Source organism: Nocardioides sp. N13(2025), assembly GCF_051912545.1.
Taxonomy (GTDB): domain Bacteria; phylum Actinomycetota; class Actinomycetes; order Propionibacteriales; family Nocardioidaceae; genus Nocardioides.
Genome location: NZ_CP196809.1, coordinates 2031699 through 2050027, shown reverse-complemented (window position 1 = coordinate 2050027; position 18329 = coordinate 2031699). Strand labels below are relative to the sequence as shown.

The 18329-nt window shown below is 70.7% G+C and carries 21 protein-coding genes; 17 read left to right on the top strand and 4 right to left on the bottom strand.

What is annotated here, in order from left to right; translation table 11 throughout:
* Positions 1 to 174: 174 nt before the first annotated feature.
* Positions 175 to 1593: an HNH endonuclease signature motif containing protein gene (locus ACS3YM_RS09885; protein ID WP_439936272.1), complete on the top strand. Its 1419-nt coding sequence runs from the start codon at positions 175 to 177 to the stop codon at positions 1591 to 1593.
* Positions 1594 to 1820: 227 nt separating this feature from the next.
* Here ACS3YM_RS09885 and ACS3YM_RS09880 read toward each other — a convergent pair whose 3' ends face one another.
* Positions 1821 to 2261: a DUF6281 family protein gene (locus ACS3YM_RS09880; RefSeq protein ID WP_439936271.1), complete on the bottom strand. Its 441-nt coding sequence runs from the start codon at positions 2259 to 2261 to the stop codon at positions 1821 to 1823.
* A gap of 338 nt (positions 2262 to 2599) precedes the next feature.
* Between ACS3YM_RS09880 and ACS3YM_RS09875 the strand changes: the two genes are divergently transcribed.
* Positions 2600 to 3844: a hypothetical protein gene (locus ACS3YM_RS09875; protein WP_439936270.1), complete on the top strand. Its 1245-nt coding sequence runs from the start codon at positions 2600 to 2602 to the stop codon at positions 3842 to 3844.
* Between the two features lie 110 nt (positions 3845 to 3954).
* Here the strand turns inward: ACS3YM_RS09875 and ACS3YM_RS09870 are convergent, their stop codons facing one another.
* The gene (locus tag ACS3YM_RS09870) at positions 3955 to 4239 is read right to left on the bottom strand and encodes a hypothetical protein (RefSeq protein WP_439936269.1); all 285 of its coding nucleotides are present in this window, start codon (positions 4237 to 4239) and stop codon (positions 3955 to 3957) included.
* Positions 4240 to 4400: 161 nt separating this feature from the next.
* Here ACS3YM_RS09870 and ACS3YM_RS09865 point away from each other — a divergent pair, with 161 nt between their 5' ends.
* Positions 4401 to 4739: a VOC family protein gene (locus tag ACS3YM_RS09865; RefSeq protein ID WP_439936268.1), complete on the top strand. Its 339-nt coding sequence runs from the start codon at positions 4401 to 4403 to the stop codon at positions 4737 to 4739.
* A gap of 37 nt (positions 4740 to 4776) precedes the next feature.
* Here ACS3YM_RS09865 and ACS3YM_RS09860 read toward each other — a convergent pair whose 3' ends face one another.
* Both ACS3YM_RS09860 and ACS3YM_RS09855 read right to left on the bottom strand, forming a co-directional pair.
* Positions 4777 to 5586 carry a transglycosylase family protein gene (locus ACS3YM_RS09860; RefSeq protein ID WP_439936267.1) on the bottom strand — a complete coding sequence of 270 codons (810 nt, stop codon included), beginning with the start codon at positions 5584 to 5586 and terminating at the stop codon, positions 4777 to 4779.
* 251 nt (positions 5587 to 5837) lie between these two features.
* On the bottom strand, positions 5838 to 6314 hold the full coding sequence (locus ACS3YM_RS09855; protein WP_439936266.1) for an N-acetyltransferase family protein: 477 nt from the start codon (positions 6312 to 6314) through the stop codon (positions 5838 to 5840).
* A 23-nt stretch (positions 6315 to 6337) separates the two neighbouring features.
* Here ACS3YM_RS09855 and ACS3YM_RS09850 point away from each other — a divergent pair, with 23 nt between their 5' ends.
* From ACS3YM_RS09850 to ACS3YM_RS09785, 14 genes are all read left to right on the top strand, one after another.
* Entirely contained in the window at positions 6338 to 6862 is a 525-nt protein-coding gene (locus ACS3YM_RS09850) for an HIT family protein (protein ID WP_439936265.1), read from the top strand.
* A gap of 101 nt (positions 6863 to 6963) precedes the next feature.
* Positions 6964 to 7587 (top strand): hypothetical protein, encoded by a 624-nt coding sequence (locus tag ACS3YM_RS09845; protein WP_439939866.1) that lies wholly within the window; start codon positions 6964 to 6966, stop codon positions 7585 to 7587.
* A gap of 47 nt (positions 7588 to 7634) precedes the next feature.
* Positions 7635 to 8405 (top strand): inositol monophosphatase family protein, encoded by a 771-nt coding sequence (locus ACS3YM_RS09840; protein ID WP_439936264.1) that lies wholly within the window; start codon positions 7635 to 7637, stop codon positions 8403 to 8405.
* 9 nt (positions 8406 to 8414) lie between these two features.
* Positions 8415 to 9038 (top strand): phosphatidylinositol phosphate synthase, encoded by a 624-nt coding sequence (gene pgsA, locus ACS3YM_RS09835; protein ID WP_439936263.1) that lies wholly within the window; start codon positions 8415 to 8417, stop codon positions 9036 to 9038.
* Between the two features lie 54 nt (positions 9039 to 9092).
* Positions 9093 to 10001, top strand: coding sequence for a pyridoxal 5'-phosphate synthase lyase subunit PdxS (gene pdxS, locus ACS3YM_RS09830; RefSeq protein ID WP_439936262.1), 909 nt, complete (start codon positions 9093 to 9095; stop codon positions 9999 to 10001).
* On the top strand, positions 9998 to 10597 hold the full coding sequence (gene pdxT / locus ACS3YM_RS09825) for a pyridoxal 5'-phosphate synthase glutaminase subunit PdxT (RefSeq protein ID WP_439936261.1): 600 nt from the start codon (positions 9998 to 10000) through the stop codon (positions 10595 to 10597). Before pdxS ends, pdxT begins: the two co-directional genes overlap by 4 nt.
* A 34-nt stretch (positions 10598 to 10631) precedes the next feature.
* On the top strand, positions 10632 to 11405 hold the full coding sequence (locus ACS3YM_RS09820) for a YebC/PmpR family DNA-binding transcriptional regulator (protein WP_439936260.1): 774 nt from the start codon (positions 10632 to 10634) through the stop codon (positions 11403 to 11405).
* Between the two features lie 224 nt (positions 11406 to 11629).
* Complete coding sequence (locus ACS3YM_RS09815) at positions 11630 to 12637, top strand: type IV toxin-antitoxin system AbiEi family antitoxin domain-containing protein (protein ID WP_439936259.1); 1008 nt, start codon at positions 11630 to 11632, stop codon at positions 12635 to 12637.
* A gap of 191 nt (positions 12638 to 12828) precedes the next feature.
* The gene (gene ruvC / locus ACS3YM_RS09810) at positions 12829 to 13371 is read left to right on the top strand and encodes a crossover junction endodeoxyribonuclease RuvC (protein ID WP_439936258.1); all 543 of its coding nucleotides are present in this window, start codon (positions 12829 to 12831) and stop codon (positions 13369 to 13371) included.
* Entirely contained in the window at positions 13368 to 13967 is a 600-nt protein-coding gene (ruvA, locus tag ACS3YM_RS09805) for a Holliday junction branch migration protein RuvA (RefSeq protein WP_439936257.1), read from the top strand. Before ruvC ends, ruvA begins: the two co-directional genes overlap by 4 nt.
* A 5-nt stretch (positions 13968 to 13972) precedes the next feature.
* On the top strand, positions 13973 to 15085 hold the full coding sequence (gene ruvB, locus ACS3YM_RS09800; RefSeq protein ID WP_439936256.1) for a Holliday junction branch migration DNA helicase RuvB: 1113 nt from the start codon (positions 13973 to 13975) through the stop codon (positions 15083 to 15085).
* 66 nt (positions 15086 to 15151) lie between these two features.
* Complete coding sequence (gene yajC, locus ACS3YM_RS09795; protein WP_439936255.1) at positions 15152 to 15448, top strand: preprotein translocase subunit YajC; 297 nt, start codon at positions 15152 to 15154, stop codon at positions 15446 to 15448.
* Positions 15441 to 15989, top strand: coding sequence for an adenine phosphoribosyltransferase (locus ACS3YM_RS09790; protein ID WP_439936254.1), 549 nt, complete (start codon positions 15441 to 15443; stop codon positions 15987 to 15989). The genes yajC and ACS3YM_RS09790 overlap by 8 nt, the downstream gene beginning before the upstream one ends.
* 45 nt (positions 15990 to 16034) lie before the next feature.
* Entirely contained in the window at positions 16035 to 18317 is a 2283-nt protein-coding gene (locus tag ACS3YM_RS09785; RefSeq protein ID WP_439936253.1) for a RelA/SpoT family protein, read from the top strand.
* The last annotated feature ends 12 nt before the right edge of the window (positions 18318 to 18329 follow it).

Here is an 18329-nt window from a genome sequence, read left to right as displayed (position 1 = left end):
GCCGTTCGCCCTTCTCGGTGGTCGAGGAGACCCGCGTCCACTCGGTGGTCGAGTAGCCGGAGCGAGGAATGAGCGAAGGCGTATCGAGACCCCCCGACTGGTTGCCAGAACCTTGCCGCGAACTGGACGCTCGGCGCGTTCCTACTGTCAGTGGCAGCGCCTATACTCGAAAGCATGATCGAGACGCTGGCAGCGGAACCCGGAGCAGAGGCAGACGACCTCAACGCCTCCGGCCTGCTCGCCTCGATCAGGGCCGAGCGCGACGCCGAGAACACCGCGGCTGCTCGTCAGCTCGAGCTCGCCGCCCACTGGGCCGACCTGCACCCGCCGGAGTCGATCCACTCCGCGGCCGCGTTCACCCTGCCGGGCAGCGAGCACGAGGAGCCCATCGCCGGCCAGGGTTGTCCGTTGGTGGCGGAGTTCTGCGTCGCCGAGCTCGGCACCGAGCTCGGGATGTCGTCGACCGCGGCGAAGAAGCTCATCGGCCACGCCCTCGAGCTGCGCCACCGCCTCCCGCGGTTGTGGCGCCTGGTGCAGACGGGTGCGGTGCCGGCGTGGCGGGCCCGGTCCGTCGCCGAGCGCACGATCCACGCCACGCCCGCGCTCACCAAGGACGCGGCGCGCTTTGTCGATGCGCAGGTCGCGGCCGTGGCCGGGAAGATCGGGCCCGCGCAGCTCGACCGACTCGTGGCCGAGACCATCAAGTGCTTCGACCTCGCCGAGCACGACCCGGCCGCGGACCCGGAGGACGGCTACCTCTCGGTCGACCCGCGCCACGCCACGCTCAACGACCAGGACGTGCACTACGCCGGCACCATGCACTTCGAGGCCGACCTCGACCTCGCCGACGCCCTCGACCTCGACGGCGCGCTGGCCCATGGCGCCGCACTGCAGAAGGCGCTGGGGTCGACCGAGTCCCTCGACGTGCGGCGCGCGAGGGCGCTCGGTGACCTCGCCCGCACCCAGACCGCGCTCGACCTCCACGCCCAAGGCACCACCGACGCGAGGTCGACGGACGGGCTCCCGGCCGCCCGGGAGGTGGAATTGCACGTCCACTTCGACGCCGCATTCGTGAAGGACGGCGAGGCTGTGCGGACCGTGTTCGGTCCCACCGGACGGCTCGAGGAACGCCACAAGCTGCTGCTGCTCGACCAGGTCAAGGGCTGGTGCGCCGACTCGCGCACCAAGGTGACCATCAGGCCGGTCATCGACCTGAACGCCGAGCTGTCCGCGCCGGGCTACGAGATCCCCAAGTCGATCCGGGAGCAGGTCGCTCTCCGGGACCGGACCTGCACGTTCCCTTGGTGCACCCGACCCGCCCGGGGTGCGGACGCGGACCACGTCGTCGAGTACGACCACGACGCCGAAGCTGAAGGCAGGCCCCAGCCCGGTCCCACGACGTCCTCGAACCTCGCGTGCCTGTGCCGGTTCCACCACCGGCTCAAGACCTTCACCGCCTGGACCTACCGGATGGTCGCGCCCGGGGTGTTCGAGTGGACCAGCCCGCATGGACACCGTTACCTCCGCGACCGACACGGCACCACCCGCCTCGACGACGCCGGCGACCTCGGCGAGCTGCCCGGACGACCATGACCCCGCCCCGGACCCCGCCACCCACGAGGTAGCGGGGCCATAGCCATGTCCGAGCGTCCTGTCGCCGGCGCGAAGCCCGGCAGCCCCCGGCCCCGACTGGGCTGCCGAGCTGGATCGCCGGCGCGTCCGGCTCCATGAAGCGGCTTCCGACATCCCGCGTCGCCTCCGCCTCGCGACGTACGTGCCGCGACGCACTCATCTGCCGAGATGCGGTCGAAGGCTCGCCGTCAGCGCTCCTTGATCAGCGCTTGGACGTCGGCTGGCAGGTCGGAGACGGTAAGACCGGGCCGGTCGGGCACCCAGACTTGATCCTCCCAACCGTCCTCGTCCCAGAACAGCGCATGTCGCGGTGAGACGCCGTCGATGGTCTTCAGCATCACGGTTCGGGTGGTCGGCTCCTCGTCCGACTCCCCTTGCATCTTCACGTCATCACACGAGGTCTCTGTGGCCTGGACGACGTTCTCGCCGGTTGTCCTGCGCAAAGGTTCACCGGCTGGAACTGCCGTCCAGAGACTATCGCCGACTTTGAGCAGAGGCGCACACGAGGCCATGGAGGAGTCCTCCGATGCGTCGGTCGCCGGTGACGCGCTGGAGCAGCCGGTTGCCGCCGACAAGATTGCTGCAACGACCGCAATGCGCGCGGTTGGTGTGCCCCCGATGCTCTCCACGGGACGAGTATCGCTTGCAGGGCCGACGAGCGGACGCGACATGACCCACTTGCATCGTCCGGATCTGCCGCGATCAGTGCGCGGATTTGCCGATGAGCGGACGTCGCAAAGCGCTTGGGGTCCGCGCACCTTCGCATTGCCGAGTGCGAGCAGCGCGGGCACCACCTCCTCGACCGCAGCCGCGTCGCCTCAACTTCAGCGTCCTCACTCGTGTCTCGCTGACCCTGCGACCGCCGGCCCGACCGCATTCCCTAGGGCGGTCAAGTCCCGTCCGCGGGTTCGTGACAACATTTTGGGCCGATGCGTAGTCATACGAGTTCGTCAACGATCGGGGAGTCATGGGGAACATCAGTCTGACCGCTGCCGCGCTGTTAGGCGCTGCTCAGCTCGCGCCGATCAGCACGGCCACTGCAGCGGGCGAGACGTGTGAGGGGCAGGCGACAACCATTGTGGGGACACCCGGGGGTCAGATCACCGGCACGGAGGGCGCGGACGTCATCGTCACGAACGGCGCGACGTATGTCGACGCGCTCGGCGGCGATGACGTGGTGTGCGTGACCGGCGGGAGTGGCATCAACGTCATCCTCGGTGCGGGGGCCGACACCTTCTACGACCTCAACGGCCAATTGCACTCGGTCTTCGCGGGCACCGAGGACGGCATCGACACCGAGGCCGACGTCATCCGCACCGGCTTCAGCGTCGTCAGGTCCGGCATGGCGGGCCAGCCGAACGCCGACACCATCGACCTCGCCTCTGGCTTCCTCTTCTGGAACGGCATCCAGACCGCCCCGGGCGCGGTCACCATGGGCTCCGGCAGCCTGCTCCTTCGGTCCGCCTACGACGTGCGTGTGGAAGCTAGCGGGTCCGTCACCGGGGCCGACACGTCCCTGACGTGGACCGGCGACATTGACAATTTCGCGTTCGCCACCGAGTCCGAGCGCGGGACGTTCACCTTCCGCGGCACCAATGCGAGGGACACCCTTACGGTCGACGCCCCGGCGAAGTTCAACCGCAACGTGCAGCTCGGCAGTGGGGACGACACCTACCGGACCAACGGACTCGGCGGAAGGTCGTCGATGGCGAAGGGCAACAGGGGCGAGGACACCCTCATACTCGACGTTCCGACCCTGCGGCTCAAGGCCGATCTGGACCGCCGTGTGGACGACAAGAACAGCGGGGCCGCGACCCGCATCCGCCGCTTCGAGAGCTACGTTCTGGCCGCCAAGACGGCGAACGTTCGCGGGACCAACCGCGGCGATACGATGGGGCTCGTCGCCTGCCGGGTGAACGTGAACGGCGGCCAGGGCAAGGACGCCGTCAAGCACTCGGCCGAGTACGGCCCCAATGACGCTGAAGAGGGCAACGCGGGCTTGGCGGCCTTCGGGGTGTACGCCGACCTCGGCACCCCGAAGTGCGGCACCTACCGCGCGGTGATCTACGGCGGCCGTGGCCACGACACCATCGCGGGCGGCCCCGGCAAGGATCGCCTCATCGGCGGCCCCGGAAAGGACCGCGTCAACGGTGGACCCCAGCGCGACGTCTGTCAGGGCGAGCGGGTGCGGGACTGCGAGAAGCGCCTCTGAGCTAGCGATAGGCTCGTCTTGTAGGCCCCGCAGTGGGTTAGGTAGCAGTCGGGCCGTCCTCTCCCCGGGGCGCTGGTCGCGCTTGTCCAGCAGTGTGACGAGCGATCGGTCTAGCGGACCTTGGTCGTCCCACGCGGGAATCCGTACATAGAACGGCCCTCGAAGAAGTGGATCGGCAGGTCGAGGTAACCGAACGCCCGAAGCAGCACCTGGTACTCCGACTCTTCGTCTGCGGGGACTGGGAGGTCTATGCCGTGCTCGGCCAGCGCCGCCCGTACAAGCGGCTCCGCGTCACTGCCGAGACTGTCGCGGCTCAACGCGGCAATCCCGATCGTTGCCTCACCATCGTCCCCGGACGCAACGAGGTCTTCCGCGACCCTGACAGGGCTGTCCACCCGAAGCCCCGTGGGAGCATGAAGTCGACCGCGACGCAGGCGAGCGTCGAGGTCGGATTGGGATCGTCCGTCCGTGATGAATGTTCTCGCTGGAGACGCACTCATCTGCCGCAACGAGCGCGGTGAGGTCGACTAGGAGTCAGCTCTCCCAGATTGGGTGCATGCCGTCCTTCGTGAAGTCCGTGACCTTCGACTGTCGAGAGCCGCTCGTGGTCGCCGCCTTCTGGGCCGGGGCCCTCGGCTCCAACGTCGACGAGGACAGCACGCCCGACCGCGCGTGGGTCGAACCGGCTGGCTGGGGCGGACCGAACCTCTGGTTCCAGAAGGTGCCCGAGGGAAAGGCGGCGAAGAACCGCCAACACTTCGACCTGCGGGTCATGGGACCGCTGGAGAGCGAGCGCGACCGTCTCGTCGCGCTCGGCGCCTCCGTGCTCGCGGAGCACGGGGACCTGTGCGTGATGGCTGACCCGGAGGGCAACGAGTTCTGCCTCGAGACCTGACCTGCCCGACCCCACAGGGGGCCGGGCAGGACTCGGCTCAGAGCAGGCGGCCGCAGTTGGGCCAGGGGGAGCGGCCGCGCTGCTTGTAGAGCAGCTTGGCGCGGTAGGTCTGCTCGGCGGCCGAGGCGGACGTCGGGAGGCCGGAGCCACCCACGCTGCGCCAGGTGCCGGTGTCGAACTGGTAGAGCCCGTAGTAGCCGGCCGGGTTCACGGCGTTGGGGTTGCCGCCCGACTCGCAGTTGGCGAGGGCGGCCCAGCTGAGCCCCTCCGTGCCGGGCACCGAGTAGGGCTTGCGGCCCACGAGCACGCGCCGGGGGCGGGGGTCGCGGACGAGCTTCCGCTTGACCACGCGGGACCTGACCTGCTCGCCGTTGTGGAGGGTCTTGAGCTTGACGACCTTGCGGACGCCGGGCTCGCCGTCGCGCACGACCTTGCGCTTGCCGGGGGCGAGCTCGGTGGTGAAGACCTCGACGGTGCCGGCACGGACGCGCTCGCGCTTGGCCGTACGGACCTTCTCGACGTCGGTGAGCTTGACGACGTCACCCTCGCGGACGCGCTTCTTCTCCCCGGACACCTTGCGGCCGTCGCGGACGACGTCGACCAGGTCGTTGCCGTCGACAGGGACGCCATGGCTCTCCAGCAGCTGGCCGGGCCACACACGCGGCGCGGTCGCGACGGCGACCGCGGGCTGGTCCGCCACCTTCAGCTCGACGGCGACGGCGTCGTCGGACGCCTCCTGGGCGACGGCGCTGCTGGGCACCAGGGTGAGCGCCAGGGCGGCCGCGGCGGTGCCGGCGGCCACGCTGCGCAGGCGGGCGGGCAGGACGGGTGCGGTGATGGCACGCATGTGCTTCAGACCTCACAGGTTGTGCGCCGCAGGGGGGCGCTCGGACGCGACACCGTCGGGACGGGCGTCGAGGCCGCGACTGCGTGCACCTCGCGATGGGAGGTGCCCTCGTCCACGACGGGGGCGCTGCCTGCGGCCCCACCACGACAACACGCAGCGCCGGTCATGTCGAATCGAGGCCGCGCCGGGGGCCGGTCGCCCGCGAGGCGACGTGACCAGGCTCACGCCCTCCCGGGAGCCGGTCGGCCGGGTCAGACCTGCTTCACGTAGCGCCGGCACGGCGAGACGTACGTCCGTCCGCCCGCGGTCACCTCGTAGGGCAGGTCGCCGGTGTCGACCCACCCGTGCTTCTCGTAGAAACGGCGGGCGCGCGCGTTGCCGGCGACCACCGCCAGCCATGCCTCGCCGTGCCCGCCCGAGGCGACCTGGCGCTCGGCCTCGGCAAGGAGCAGGGCGGCCAGGCCGCCGCCGCGCGCGACCGGACCGACGAAGACCTGCTCCACCTCGTCGTCCGCCACCATCACGAAGCCGAGCAGCTCACCCTCGTCGGACACGGCCACCGTGGTGTCGGCGACGCGCGACGGTGTGCGCTCGTGGAAGGCCTCGAGGGTCCGGGCCGCGGTCAGCCCCTCGGGCACGTGCCCGGCGTGCCCGGAGTGCCAGCCCTCGTGCCACAGGTCGGCGACGGCGGACATGTCGGCAGCGTCGGCCGGTCGGATCGACGTCATGGGCCCACCCTAGGATCGCTCGCATGAGCGGTGTCGGAAGTGACGGCGGGGGCCCCGACCGGCTGGAGCGGATCTGGACGCCGCACCGGATGGCCTACGTGCGCACGGCCGTCGACGACGAGGGCTGCCCGTTCTGCGCGATCCCCGCCCACCCCGACGAGGAGTCGCTCGTCGTCGCGCGGGGGGAGTCGGCGTACGCCGTGCTCAACCTGCACCCCTACAACCCGGGTCACCTGATGGTGCTGCCCTACCGCCACGTCGCGGACCTGACCGACCTCACGGCGCAGGAGTCGGCGGAGCTGATGTCGATGACCCAGCAGGCGCTGCGCACGATCCGTGCGGTCAGCCGGCCCCACTCCTTCAACGTGGGCCTCAACCTCGGCCGGTCCGCCGGCGGGTCGCTCGCCGACCACCTGCACCAGCACGTCGTCCCGCGCTGGACCGGGGACGCCAACTTCATCACCGTCGTCGGCGGCACCAAGATGCTGCCGCAGCTGCTCGAGGACACCCGCCGCCTGCTCGCGGAGGCGTGGTCTAGCGCGTCCTGAGCTCGTCGCGCCCAGGGGTTGTCCCGGCTCCGTGACGGGAGGAGATTGGGACGACCGGTGGCGCCACCGGGACGCCACCTCGCACGAGGAGGAGTGCCGTGATGTATGCACGCTCCACGACGGTCCAGGGCGACCCCGCCCGGATCGAAGAGGGCATCAGATTTGTGCGCGAGGAAGTGATGCCGGCGGTGACCGGCATGGACGGCTGCATCGGCATGTCGATGCTGGTCAACCGCGAGACGGGCCGCGGCATCGTGGCGACGTCGTGGGCGTCCGAGGACGCCATGCGGGCCACGGAGGGACAGGTCGTGGCCTTCCGGGGCCGGGCCGCCGAGATCCTGGGCGCGGGCGAGCCCGAGGTCCGGGAGTGGGAGATCGCGATCATGCACCGCGAGCACGACGCGCGGGAAGGTTCGTGGTGCCGGGTCACCTGGCTGACCTGCCCGCCCGCCGAGGTCGAGTCCACCCTCGACTTCTTCCGCGACCAGGTGATGCCTCGCATGGAGGAGCACGACGGGTTCTGCAGCGCCAGCATGCTGGTCGACCGGGCGACCGGTCAGTGCTGCGCGACCGCTCGGTTCGACAGTCGCGAGAGCATGGAGGCCACCCGTGAGCTGGCCCGAGGGATGCGTGAGCGACGCAGCCAGGACAGCAACGTCGTGTTCGGCGACATCGAGGAGTGCGAGCTGGTGATCGCCCACCTGCGCGTGCCCGAGCTGGTCTGACCCGCCCCCGCCGGTCCACGTGCGCGACGAGCACTACCGTGGCGCCCGTGGACCACCGCCTCGCGGCCGACGCCGCACTCGCCGCCGACCTCGTGCGCGAGGCCGCCCTGCTGGCGGCCCGGCTGCGCGTCGAGGGCCTCGACGTGACCCGCAAGACCAGCGGCTCCGACATCGTGACGCAGGCCGACCGGGCGGCGGAGCGACTCATCGTCCAGCAGCTGACCGCCGAGCGTCCGGACGACGCGATCGTGGGGGAGGAGGGCACGTCGCGCCCCGGCACCTCCGGGCGGACCTGGGTGATCGACCCGGTGGACGGCACCTACAACTTCTCCCGCGGCAGTGACTGGTGGTGCAGCGCGATCGCGCTGCACGACGAGGACGACGTGCTCCTCGGCGCGGTGCACCACGCGGCGTCCCTGCACACCTGGGTGGGCGGCCCGGACCTCCCCACCACCTGCGACGGCGAGCGGCTGGCCCCGCTGCCGGACACACCGCGTGAGGAGCGCTGCGCGGCGACCTACCTCCACCCGCCCTTCTTCGGCAGCGGCGTCGGGGAGGCCTTCGCCCGCGCGCTCGGCCAGGTCGGCACCCTGCGGATGCTGGGCTCGGGGACGATGGACGTGATGGCCATCGCCTCAGGCCAGTGGGACGTGCTCTTCCAGCACTCCGTGGCCGACTGGGACCGCCTGCCGGGCGCCGCGATCATCCGCGGCGCGGGCGGCGAGTCGGTCGTCGTACCCGCCGCGGGCGTCGAGTGGACGGTCACCGGGGCGTCCGGCGCCGTGGCGGACGTCCGTGCGGCGCTGCTCGCCGGGTAGCCTGCGGCCGTGCTCGACAGGTTCAAGCAGTTCTGGCAGGGCGTCATGCTCGCGCCCTTCGTCAACCTCTTCATCCGCCTCGGCATCAGCCCCGACGTGGTGACGCTGGTCGGCACGGCGGGGGTCAGCTTCGGCGCCCTGTGGTTCTTCCCGCGCGGGATGCTCTGGGAGGGCGTCCTGTTCATCACCGCGTTCGTCTTCAGCGACCTCATCGACGGTGCGATGGCGCGCAAGGCCGGTCGCAAGGACGACTTCGGCGCCTTCCTCGACTCCACGCTCGACCGGATCGCCGACGGTGCGCTCTTCGCCGGGCTGGCGCTCTACTTCGCCTCGCACGTCGAGAGCCACCTCTACCTCGTGCTGTGCCTCGTCGTCCTCGTCATGGGGGCGGTGACGTCGTACGCCCGTGCCAAGGCCGACCACCTCGGCTACGACGCCAAGGTCGGCATCGCGGAGCGCCCGGACCGGCTGGTGGGCATGCTCGTGCCGGCCTTCTTCGCCGACGTCCTCGACCTGCCGATCCTGCTCGAGATCAGCCTGTGGGCACTCGCGATCGCGGCCACCGTGACGGTCGCGCAGCGGATCTGGGTCGTACGCCGTCAGGCACTGGCGCGCGCCGCCTCCGCAGCGTGATCGCGGGCCGGTCCCGATGCATCCTTCGGGATGAGGCCGCACTACGATCGAAGCATGGCTGAGCACACCCCCGAAACCCCCATCGAGCACGGCACGAGCCGCGTCAAGCGCGGCATGGCCGAGATGCTCAAGGGCGGCGTCATCATGGACGTCGTCAACGCCGAGCAGGCGAAGATCGCCGAGGACGCCGGCGCGGTCGCCGTCATGGCCCTCGAGCGCGTCCCGGCCGACATCCGCGCCCAGGGCGGCGTGTCCCGGATGAGCGACCCCGACATGATCGACGGCATCATCGAGGCCGTCTCGATCCCGGTGATGGCCAAGGCCCGCATCGGACACTTCGCCGAGGCCCAGGTCCTGCAGTCGCTCGGTGTCGACTACATCGACGAGTCCGAGGTGCTGACCCCGGCCGACTACGCCAACCACATCGACAAGTGGAAGTTCACCGTGCCGTTCGTGTGTGGTGCGACCAACCTCGGCGAGGCGCTGCGCCGCATCACCGAGGGCGCGGCCATGATCCGCTCCAAGGGCGAGGCCGGCACCGGCGACGTGTCCAACGCGGTGATGCACATGCGCACCATCGGTGGCGAGCTGCGGCGCCTGCACGGCATGAGCGAGGACGAGCTCTACGTCGCGGCCAAGGAGCTGCAGGCCCCCTACGAGCTGGTCAAGGAGGTCGCGGCCGCGGGCAAGCTCCCGGTCGTCCTCTTCACCGCCGGCGGCATCGCCACCCCGGCCGACGCCGCGATGATGATGCAGCTCGGCGCCGAGGGCGTCTTCGTCGGCTCGGGCATCTTCAAGTCCGGCAACCCGGCCCAGCGCGCCGAGGCGATCGTCAAGGCCACGACCTTCTTCGACGACCCCGACGTGGTCGCCAAGGTCTCCCGCGGCCTGGGCGAGGCCATGGTCGGCATCAACGTCGACGAGATCCCGCAGCCCCACCGCCTCGCCGAGCGCGGTTGGTGAGCCAACCCACCATCGGCGTGCTCGCCCTCCAGGGCGACGTGCGCGAGCACCTCGCGGCCCTGCGCTCGCTGGGCGCCGACCCGGTCTCCGTACGCCGCCCGGGCGAGCTCGCCGCGTGCGACGGCCTCGTCATCCCGGGCGGGGAGTCCACGACGATGGTCAAGCTCGCCCGGATCTTCGACCTGCTCGAGCCACTGCGCGAGGCCGTACGCGGTGGCCTGCCCGCCTTCGGGACCTGCGCCGGGATGATCATGCTGGCCGACCGGATCGAGGACGGCGCGGTCGGCCAGGAGACGATCGGCGGGCTCCACATCACGGTGCGCCGCAATGCGTTCGGGCGCCAGGTCGACTCCTTCGAGGAGGACCTCCACCTGGAGGGCCTCGCGGAGCCGGTGCGGGCCGTCTTCATCCGGGCGCCGTGGGTGGAGGCCGTGGCCGACGACGTCGAGGTTCTGGCGCGCGTCGAGGACGGACCGGCCGCGGGTAGGATCGTGGCGGTCCGTCAAGGCCCCCTGATGGCGACCTCGTTCCATCCCGAGGTCGGCAGCGACGACCGGGTCCACGGCATGTTCGTGGACCTGGTGCGCTCGGCCTGACGCACCGCACCGACTGCGAAGGATCGAGGGACACATGTCAGGCCACTCCAAGTGGGCAACGACCAAGCACAAGAAGGCCGCGATCGATGCCAAGCGCGGCAAGCTCTTCGCCAAGCTGATCAAGAACATCGAGGTCGCGGCGAAGCAGGGCGGCGGCGACCCCGCCGGCAACCCGACCCTCTACGACGCCATCCAGAAGGCGAAGAAGAGCTCGGTCCCCAACAAGAACATCGACTCCGCGGTCAAGCGCGGCTCCGGCGCGGAGTCGGGTGGCGTCGACTACCAGGGCATCTCCTACGAGGTCTACGGACCCCAGGGTGTCGCGATCCTGGTCGAGTGCCTCACCGACAACAAGAACCGCGCCGCGATGGAGGTCCGCACCGCGGTCACCCGCAACGGCGGCACCATGGCCGACCCGGGCTCGGTGTCGCGGCTCTTCACCCGCAAGGGCGTCGTGGTCGTGCCGAAGTCGCAGGAGGACCGTGAGGTCACCGAGGACGACGTCCTCGAGGCGACGCTCGACGCCGGCGCCGAGGAGGTCAACGACCTCGACGACGCCTTCCAGGTCCAGAGCGAGGCCACCGACGTGGTCGCCGTCCGCACCTCCCTCCAGGACGCCGGCATCGACTACGACTCCGCCGACGTGGAGTTCGTCCCGAGCCTGGAGATCCCCGTCGACGCCGACGGCGCCGGCAAGGTGATGCGCCTCGTCGATGCGCTCGAGGACCTCGACGACGTCCAGGACGTCTTCACCAACGTGGACATCCCCGCCGACGTCCTCGCCGAGCTGGAGTCCGCCGACGCCTGAGGCCCCGCGGGGCCATTCGTCCGATCCGCTGTAACGCCGGGTTAGTGCCTCTACCCACCCCCGTACATCAGGGTGGGTACAGCCAGTAACCCGGCGTTACAGCGTCGGCGACCGGCCGGTTCGCGAGCCGGGGACGTCCACAGTCGACCGGGGACGGGCGTGTTCCACAGGCTGTGGCCCGAGACGGGCCAGGCCGTCGGAGGTGCTCCGAAGGCTCGACCGGCATGTACCTGCCTCTGATCGCCCTGATGCATCGCCAGCACGGCTTGGTGACGAGCAAGCAGCTCGTCACGGCCGGCCTCGATCCGAACGACGTACGCCGACTCGTCGCTACCGGTCGTCTCGTCCGCCTGCGGCGCGGGGTGTACGTCGACGGGGACGCGTGGACGTCGCTGGATCCGTTCCGACAGCAACCCCTGGTGCGCATCCGTGCCGCTCAGATGACTCTGCGTTCGACGGGATACGCCTTCAGCCACGACTCGGCTGCGATCCCACTCGGGATGGGCGCACCCGATCCTCGCCGGTCGCTCGTGCACCTCAGTCGGGGCAAGGTGCACGGCGATGCGGTGCGGAGCGGGGTGAAACACCACCTGGCGCCGTACAGGAAGCAGGACGTGACGGACGCGGACGGGCTGCTCGTGCTCGGCCGGGCACGAACGGCACTCGACATGGTGCGCGAGCACGGTCGTGCTCACGGTCTTGCCGCCTGTGATGCGGCGATGAGGCAGGGTGTCACTCGCGGAGAGCTCCTCGAGCACCTCTCGTTCATGAGCTCATGGCCCCACAGCCGCTGCATGCGTTGGTGCATCGAGCACGCCGACGCGCTCGCAGAGAGCTATCTCGAGTCGCTGGTGCGCGACTTCGTGCTCGAGCTGGGCATCGGCGTCCCGGAGTGTCAGTTCGGACTGTCGGACGGGTGCACGACCGCCTTCGCCGACATCGTGGTGCGTCGCCACTTCTTCGAAGCCGACGGCATGCTGAAGTACCCACTCGGCAACCCGAGCGGGAAGGCTCCCGACGTCGTCCTCTCGGATGAGAAGCGACGACATGACTTCCTGACCGGCTTCAAGCTCGGTTCGTCACGCCTCACCTATGTCGACCTCTTCGGTGGGCGAGGCGCGGCGCTCGACCGGGTGGCGCGGGAGTACGCGGACACGTGTGCCCGGTTCGGCACCGACCTCGACGACCTCCCTCCGTACCGCGTCCCCCGCAGGCGACCGCGGTTGCTGTAACGCCGGGTTGGTGCACCTACCCACCCCGATGCATCAGGGTGGGAACAGCAACGAACCCGGCGTTACAGCGGGGCGCGAGGGGGCACGGTAGGCGCCCCGCCGCGTGTCGTACGACGTCCCGCACCCGCGGCGGGTTAGCGTGGCCGCACGAACATGTGTTCGGACTGTCCGGTCGACGAGAGGTGTGAGGCGTGCGGGTGCTCGGCATCGATCCCGGCCTGACGCGCTGCGGTGTGGGCGTGGTCGACGGCAGCGTCGGTCGCCCGTTGTCGATGGTGGACGTCGGCGTGATCCGCACCAGCTCCACGCTCCCGGTCGCCGAGCGGCTGGTCAGCATCGAGAAGGGCCTCGACGCCTGGATCGAGGAGCACCGCCCCGACGCGGTCGCCGTCGAGCGGGTCTTCGCGCGCTCCGACTCCAGCACGATCATGGGCACCGCCCAGGCCAGTGGCATCGCCCTCGTCGTGGCGGCCCGTCGTGGGCTGCCGATCGCGATGCACACCCCGAGCGAGGTCAAGGCCGCCGTCTCCGGCAGCGGGCGCGCCGACAAGGCGCAGGTCGGCGCCATGGTGGTCCGCATCCTGCGCCTGAGCGAGCTGCCCAAGCCGGCCGACGCCGCCGACGCCCTGGCCCTGGCCATCACGCACGTGTGGCGCGGCTCTGCCCAGTCCCGCATCGACGCCGCGGTCGCCCAGGCCGGCCCGAGACGCACCAGCTACGTGAGGAACCGATGATCGCCTTCGTCCGCGGCGAGGTCGCCGCCGTCACGCTCTCCAGCGCCGTCCTCGAGGTGGGTGGTGTCGGCCTCGAGCTGATGTGCACCCCCGGCACCCTCGCCACCCTGCGCGTCGGCCGTCCGGCGACCCTGCCCACGAGCATGGTCGTGCGCGAGGACAGCCTGACGATCTTCGGCTTCCTCGACGACGACGAGAAGTCGATCTTCGAGATCGTCCAGACCGCCTCCGGCGTCGGCCCCAAGGTCGCCCAGGCGATCGTCGCGGTGATGAGCCCCGACGACGTGCGCCGCGCCATCACGACCGAGGACGTCAAGGCGCTCACGCGCGTCCCGGGCATCGGCCAGAAGGGCGCCCAGCGGATCATCCTCGAGCTCAAGGACCGCATCGGTCCGCCCGTCGGCGTGCACCACCCGGCCTCCGCCGCGCCCGAGGCCGCGGCCTGGCGCGACCAGGTGCAGCAGGGCCTCGTCGGTCTCGGCTGGTCGACCAAGGAGTCCGAGAAGGCGGTCGAGGCCGTGGCCCCCGACGCCGGTGACAAGCCCGACGTGGGTGCGCTCCTGCGCGCCGCCCTGCGCACGCTGAGCAAGGCCTGAGACCTGTGAACTGGGACGACACCGACGAGGCCACCTACGACGAGGCTGAGCTCACCGAGGCCGAGCTCGGCCACCTGCAGCGGCTCACCGACGCCGAGGCCGACGGCGACGAGCGGGCGGTGGAGGCGGCGCTGCGCCCGAAGACCCTCGACGAGGTCATCGGCCAGGCACGTGTGCGCGACCAGCTGGGGCTGGTGCTGGAGGCCGCCCGCCGCCGTGGCCGGGCGCCCGACCACGTCCTGCTGTCCGGGCCCCCCGGGCTCGGCAAGACGACGCTGGCCATGATCATCGCGGCCGAGATGAGCACCCCGCTGCGACTCACCAGCGGCCCCGCGATCACCCACGCCGGCGACCTCGCCGCGATCCTCTCCGGCCTCAACGAGGGCGACGTCCTCTTCGTCGACGAGATCCACCGGATGTCGCGACCGGCCGAGGAGATGCTCTACATGGCGATGGAGGACTTCCGGGTCGACGTCGTCATCGGCAAGGGCCCCGGTGCGACGGCGATCCCGCTGGAGATCCCGCCGTTCACGCTCGTCGGCGCCACCACCCGGGCCGGCCTGCTGCCCGGGCCGCTGCGCGACCGGTTCGGTTTCACCGCCCACCTCGAGTTCTACGAGCCCGGCGAGCTCGACCAGATCGTGCACCGCTCCGCGGGCCTGCTCGGCGTGCACCTCACGTCGGAGGGCTCCACCGAGATCGCCTCGCGCTCGCGCGGCACCCCCCGCATCGCCAACCGGCTGCTGCGCCGGGTCCGCGACTACGCCCAGGTGCGCGCCGACGGCGTGCTGAGCCTGCCCGTCGCGCAGGCCGCCCTGGAGCTGTTCGAGGTCGACGAGTCCGGCCTCGACCGGCTCGACCGCGCCGTGCTCGACGTGCTGTGCCGCCGCTTCGGTGGGGGGCCGGTGGGCATCTCCACGCTGGCCGTCGCCGTGGGGGAGGAGCGCGAGACCGTCGAGGAGGTCGCCGAGCCGTTCCTGGTCCGCACCGGCCTGCTCGCGCGTACGCCACGGGGCCGCGTCGCGACGCCCGCCGCGTGGCACCACCTCGGCCTCACCCCGCCGCCGATGTCCGGTCAGGACCAGGTGGTCGACTCCACGCTCTTCGACGAGGTGTGAGCTGGTGGGGCGCCCGCGTAGACTCCACGCGCTCACGCACCCCACCCCCCGAGGAGAGCCCCGACCGTGAACGATCTCGCCGCCCTTCTGCCTTTGGTGGCCATCCTGGCCCTGTTCTGGTTCATGGTGATCCGCCCCCAGCAGCGCCGGCAGAAGGAGGTCGCCGCCCTGCAGCACGGCATCCAGGTCGGGCAGCGCGTGATGATGTCCTCCGGTGTCTACGGCACGGTCAGGTCGCTCACCGACGACCGTGCGCGGCTCGAGATCGCGCCCGGCACCGAGATCGAGATCGCGCGTGCCGCGATCGCCAAGGTGGACTCGCCCGCAACCGAGACAGGTCACGAGGCCGGCCCCGATGCCTGACCGGCGCACCGCCCAGGAGGCGCTGCAGCGGCTCACCGTCGACGTGCCCGACTGGCCGGAGAAGGGCGTGACGTTCAAGGACATCACCCCGGTCCTGGCCGACCACAACGCGTTCTCGGCGATCATCACGGCGCTGGCGTCCGCCGGTCGCGACGACCACGGCAACGTCGTGGTCGACAAGGTGGTCGGCATGGAGGCCCGCGGCTTCATCCTCGCGGCGCCGGTCGCGCTGGCGCTCGGCATCGGCTTCGTGCCGGTCCGCAAGGCCGGCAAGCTCCCGCGGGCGGCCCACGCGGTCTCCTACGCCCTGGAGTACGGCGAGGCCACCCTCGAGGTGCACCAGGACGGGATCGCGCCGGGGGAGCGGGTGCTCATGGTCGACGACGTGCTGGCCACCGGCGGCACCGTCGTCGCGACGCGCCGGCTCATCGAGTCCTGCGGCGGCGTCGCCACGGGCGCCTCGGTGCTGATGGAGCTCGGCTTCCTCGACCCGCGCGCGATCACCGGAGACCTGCCGGTCTCCACCCTGCTGACGATCTGAGGCGTCGCCGCACGGGCCCGCCCGGCGCCTCACTAGACTCGTCCCATGGCTGAGGAGCAGGCGCCCGCGCACGAGGCGAAGGGGCCCCTGTCCGCGCGCGGGATGCGCGCCCGCCTCGCTCGCGTGGGCACGCGCCCGCCCTCGTCCAACCCGGTCCTCGAGCCGCTCTTCCGGGCGGTGCGCGCCAACCACCCGAAGGCCGACCTCGCGCTGCTCGAGCGCGCCTACGCCGTCGCCGACAAGTGGCACACCGGCCAGATGCGCAAGAGCGGCGACCCCTACATCACCCACCCGCTCGCGGTGACCACGATCCTGGCCGACATCGGCATGACCGAGCCGACGCTGGTCGCGGCGCTGCTGCACGACACGGTCGAGGACACCCCCTACACGCTCGACGCGCTCCGCGCCGACTTCGGTGACGAGGTCGCTCTGCTCGTCGACGGCGTGACCAAGCTCGACAAGGTGCAGTACGGCGACTCGGCGCAGGCCGAGACGATCCGCAAGATGATCGTGGCGATGTCCCGCGACATCCGGGTGCTGGTCATCAAGCTCGCCGACCGGCTGCACAACATGCGCACGCTGCGCTACGTGCCGGCCGCCTCGCAGGAGCGCTCGTCGCGCGAGACCCTCGACATCTACGCGCCGCTGGCCCACCGGCTCGGCATGAACACGCTCAAGTGGGAGCTCGAGGACCTCGCCTTCGCCACGCTGCACCCCAAGATCTACGACGAGATCGTGCGGATGGTCGCCGAGAGGGCGCCCTCGCGCGACCAGTTCCTCGCCGAGGTGGTCGAGGAGATCGAGCACGACCTCAAGGCCTCGCGCATCAACGCGAAGGTCACCGGTCGACCCAAGCACTACTACTCGATCTACCAGAAGATGATCGTGGGCGGTCGCGACTTCTCCGACATCTACGACCTGGTCGGCATCCGCATCCTCGTCGACGAGGACCGCGACTGCTACAGCGCGCTGGGCGTCATCCACTCGCGGTGGAACCCGGTGCTGGGGCGGTTCAAGGACTACGTCGCGATGCCGAAGTTCAACATGTACCAGTCGCTCCACACCACCGTCATCGGTCCGCAGGGCAAGCCGGTCGAGGTGCAGATCCGCACCTTCGCCCAGCACCGCCGCGCGGAGTACGGCGTCGCGGCGCACTGGAAGTACAAGGAGAACAGCAAGGCCGGCGTCGACACCGACCGCCTCGGCGACAAGGACGACCTGACCTGGCTGCGGCAGCTGCTCGACTGGCAGAGCGAGGTCGAGGACCCGGGGGAGTTCCTGGAGTCCCTGCGCTTCGAGATGAACCAGGCGCAGGTCTACGTCTTCACCCCGCGCGGCGACGTGATCCCGCTGCCGATGGGATCGACGCCCGTCGACTTCGCCTACGCCGTGCACACCGAGGTGGGCCACCACACCATCGGCTCGCGGGTCAACGGCCGGCTGGTGCCGCTGGAGTCCACCCTCGACAACGGCGACGTCGTGGAGGTCTTCACCTCCAAGTCACCGACCTCCGGTCCCTCGCGTGACTGGCTCAACTTCGTCCAGTCGCCGCGCGCCCGCTCCAAGATCCGGCAGTGGTTCACCAAGGAGCGCCGCGAGGAGGCGATCGAGCACGGCAAGGACCAGATCGCCAAGCTGATGCGCAAGGAGGGTCTGCCGCTCACCCGGTTGATGACCCACGACGTGCTCGCGCTCGTGGCCGAGCACTTCCACCACGCCGACGTCTCGGCCCTCTACGCAGCGGTCGGCGAGGGCAACCTCAGCGCCCAGGCCGTCGTACGCCGTGTGATCGACCTGCACGGTGGTGACGACGGCGCCGCGGAGGACATGTCCGAGGGCGTGACGATCACCGGTCGCTCGCGCGCCACGCGGGGGCCGACCGACTCCGGCGTCATCGTCCCGGGCGTCGACGACCTCTGGGTCAAGCTCGCCAAGTGCTGCACGCCCGTGCCCCCGGACCCGATCCTCGGCTTCGTCACCAAGGGTGGGGGAGTCTCGGTGCACCGCAAGGACTGCACCAACGCCTCCAGCCTCCTCGGCCAGCCCGAGCGCGTCCTCGAGGTCGAGTGGGCGCCGACGTCGCAGTCGACCTTCCTCGTCAACATCCAGGTCGAGGCGCTCGACCGCGCCCGGCTGCTCTCCGACATCACGATGGCGCTCTCGGACGCGCACGTGAACATCCTCAGCGCCACGCTCTCGACCACCCGCGACCGGGTGGCCAAGAGTCGCTTCTCCTTCGAGATGGCCGACGCGGCCCACCTCGACGGCGTGCTGCGCGCGGTGCGCGCGGTGCCCGGCGTCTTCGACGCCTACCGGGTCACCGCCTGAGGACTGCCGGTC

Coding starts and splice junctions, on each gene's coding strand:
- ACS3YM_RS09875 (WP_439936270.1), top strand. CDS start 2,600: ATGGGGAACATCAGTCTGACCGCTGCCGCGCTGTTAGGCGCTGCTCAG.
- ACS3YM_RS09850 (WP_439936265.1), top strand. CDS start 6,338: ATGAGCGGTGTCGGAAGTGACGGCGGGGGCCCCGACCGGCTGGAGCGG.
- ACS3YM_RS09785 (WP_439936253.1), top strand. CDS start 16,035: ATGGCTGAGGAGCAGGCGCCCGCGCACGAGGCGAAGGGGCCCCTGTCC.
- pdxS (WP_439936262.1), top strand. CDS start 9,093: ATGGCTGAGCACACCCCCGAAACCCCCATCGAGCACGGCACGAGCCGC.
- ACS3YM_RS09790 (WP_439936254.1), top strand. CDS start 15,441: ATGCCTGACCGGCGCACCGCCCAGGAGGCGCTGCAGCGGCTCACCGTC.
- ruvA (WP_439936257.1), top strand. CDS start 13,368: ATGATCGCCTTCGTCCGCGGCGAGGTCGCCGCCGTCACGCTCTCCAGC.
- ACS3YM_RS09815 (WP_439936259.1), top strand. CDS start 11,630: ATGTACCTGCCTCTGATCGCCCTGATGCATCGCCAGCACGGCTTGGTG.
- ACS3YM_RS09860 (WP_439936267.1), bottom strand. CDS start 5,586: ATGCGTGCCATCACCGCACCCGTCCTGCCCGCCCGCCTGCGCAGCGTG.
- ACS3YM_RS09885 (WP_439936272.1), top strand. CDS start 175: ATGATCGAGACGCTGGCAGCGGAACCCGGAGCAGAGGCAGACGACCTC.
- ACS3YM_RS09845 (WP_439939866.1), top strand. CDS start 6,964: ATGTATGCACGCTCCACGACGGTCCAGGGCGACCCCGCCCGGATCGAA.
- ACS3YM_RS09855 (WP_439936266.1), bottom strand. CDS start 6,314: ATGACGTCGATCCGACCGGCCGACGCTGCCGACATGTCCGCCGTCGCC.
- ACS3YM_RS09820 (WP_439936260.1), top strand. CDS start 10,632: ATGTCAGGCCACTCCAAGTGGGCAACGACCAAGCACAAGAAGGCCGCG.
- ACS3YM_RS09865 (WP_439936268.1), top strand. CDS start 4,401: ATGCCGTCCTTCGTGAAGTCCGTGACCTTCGACTGTCGAGAGCCGCTC.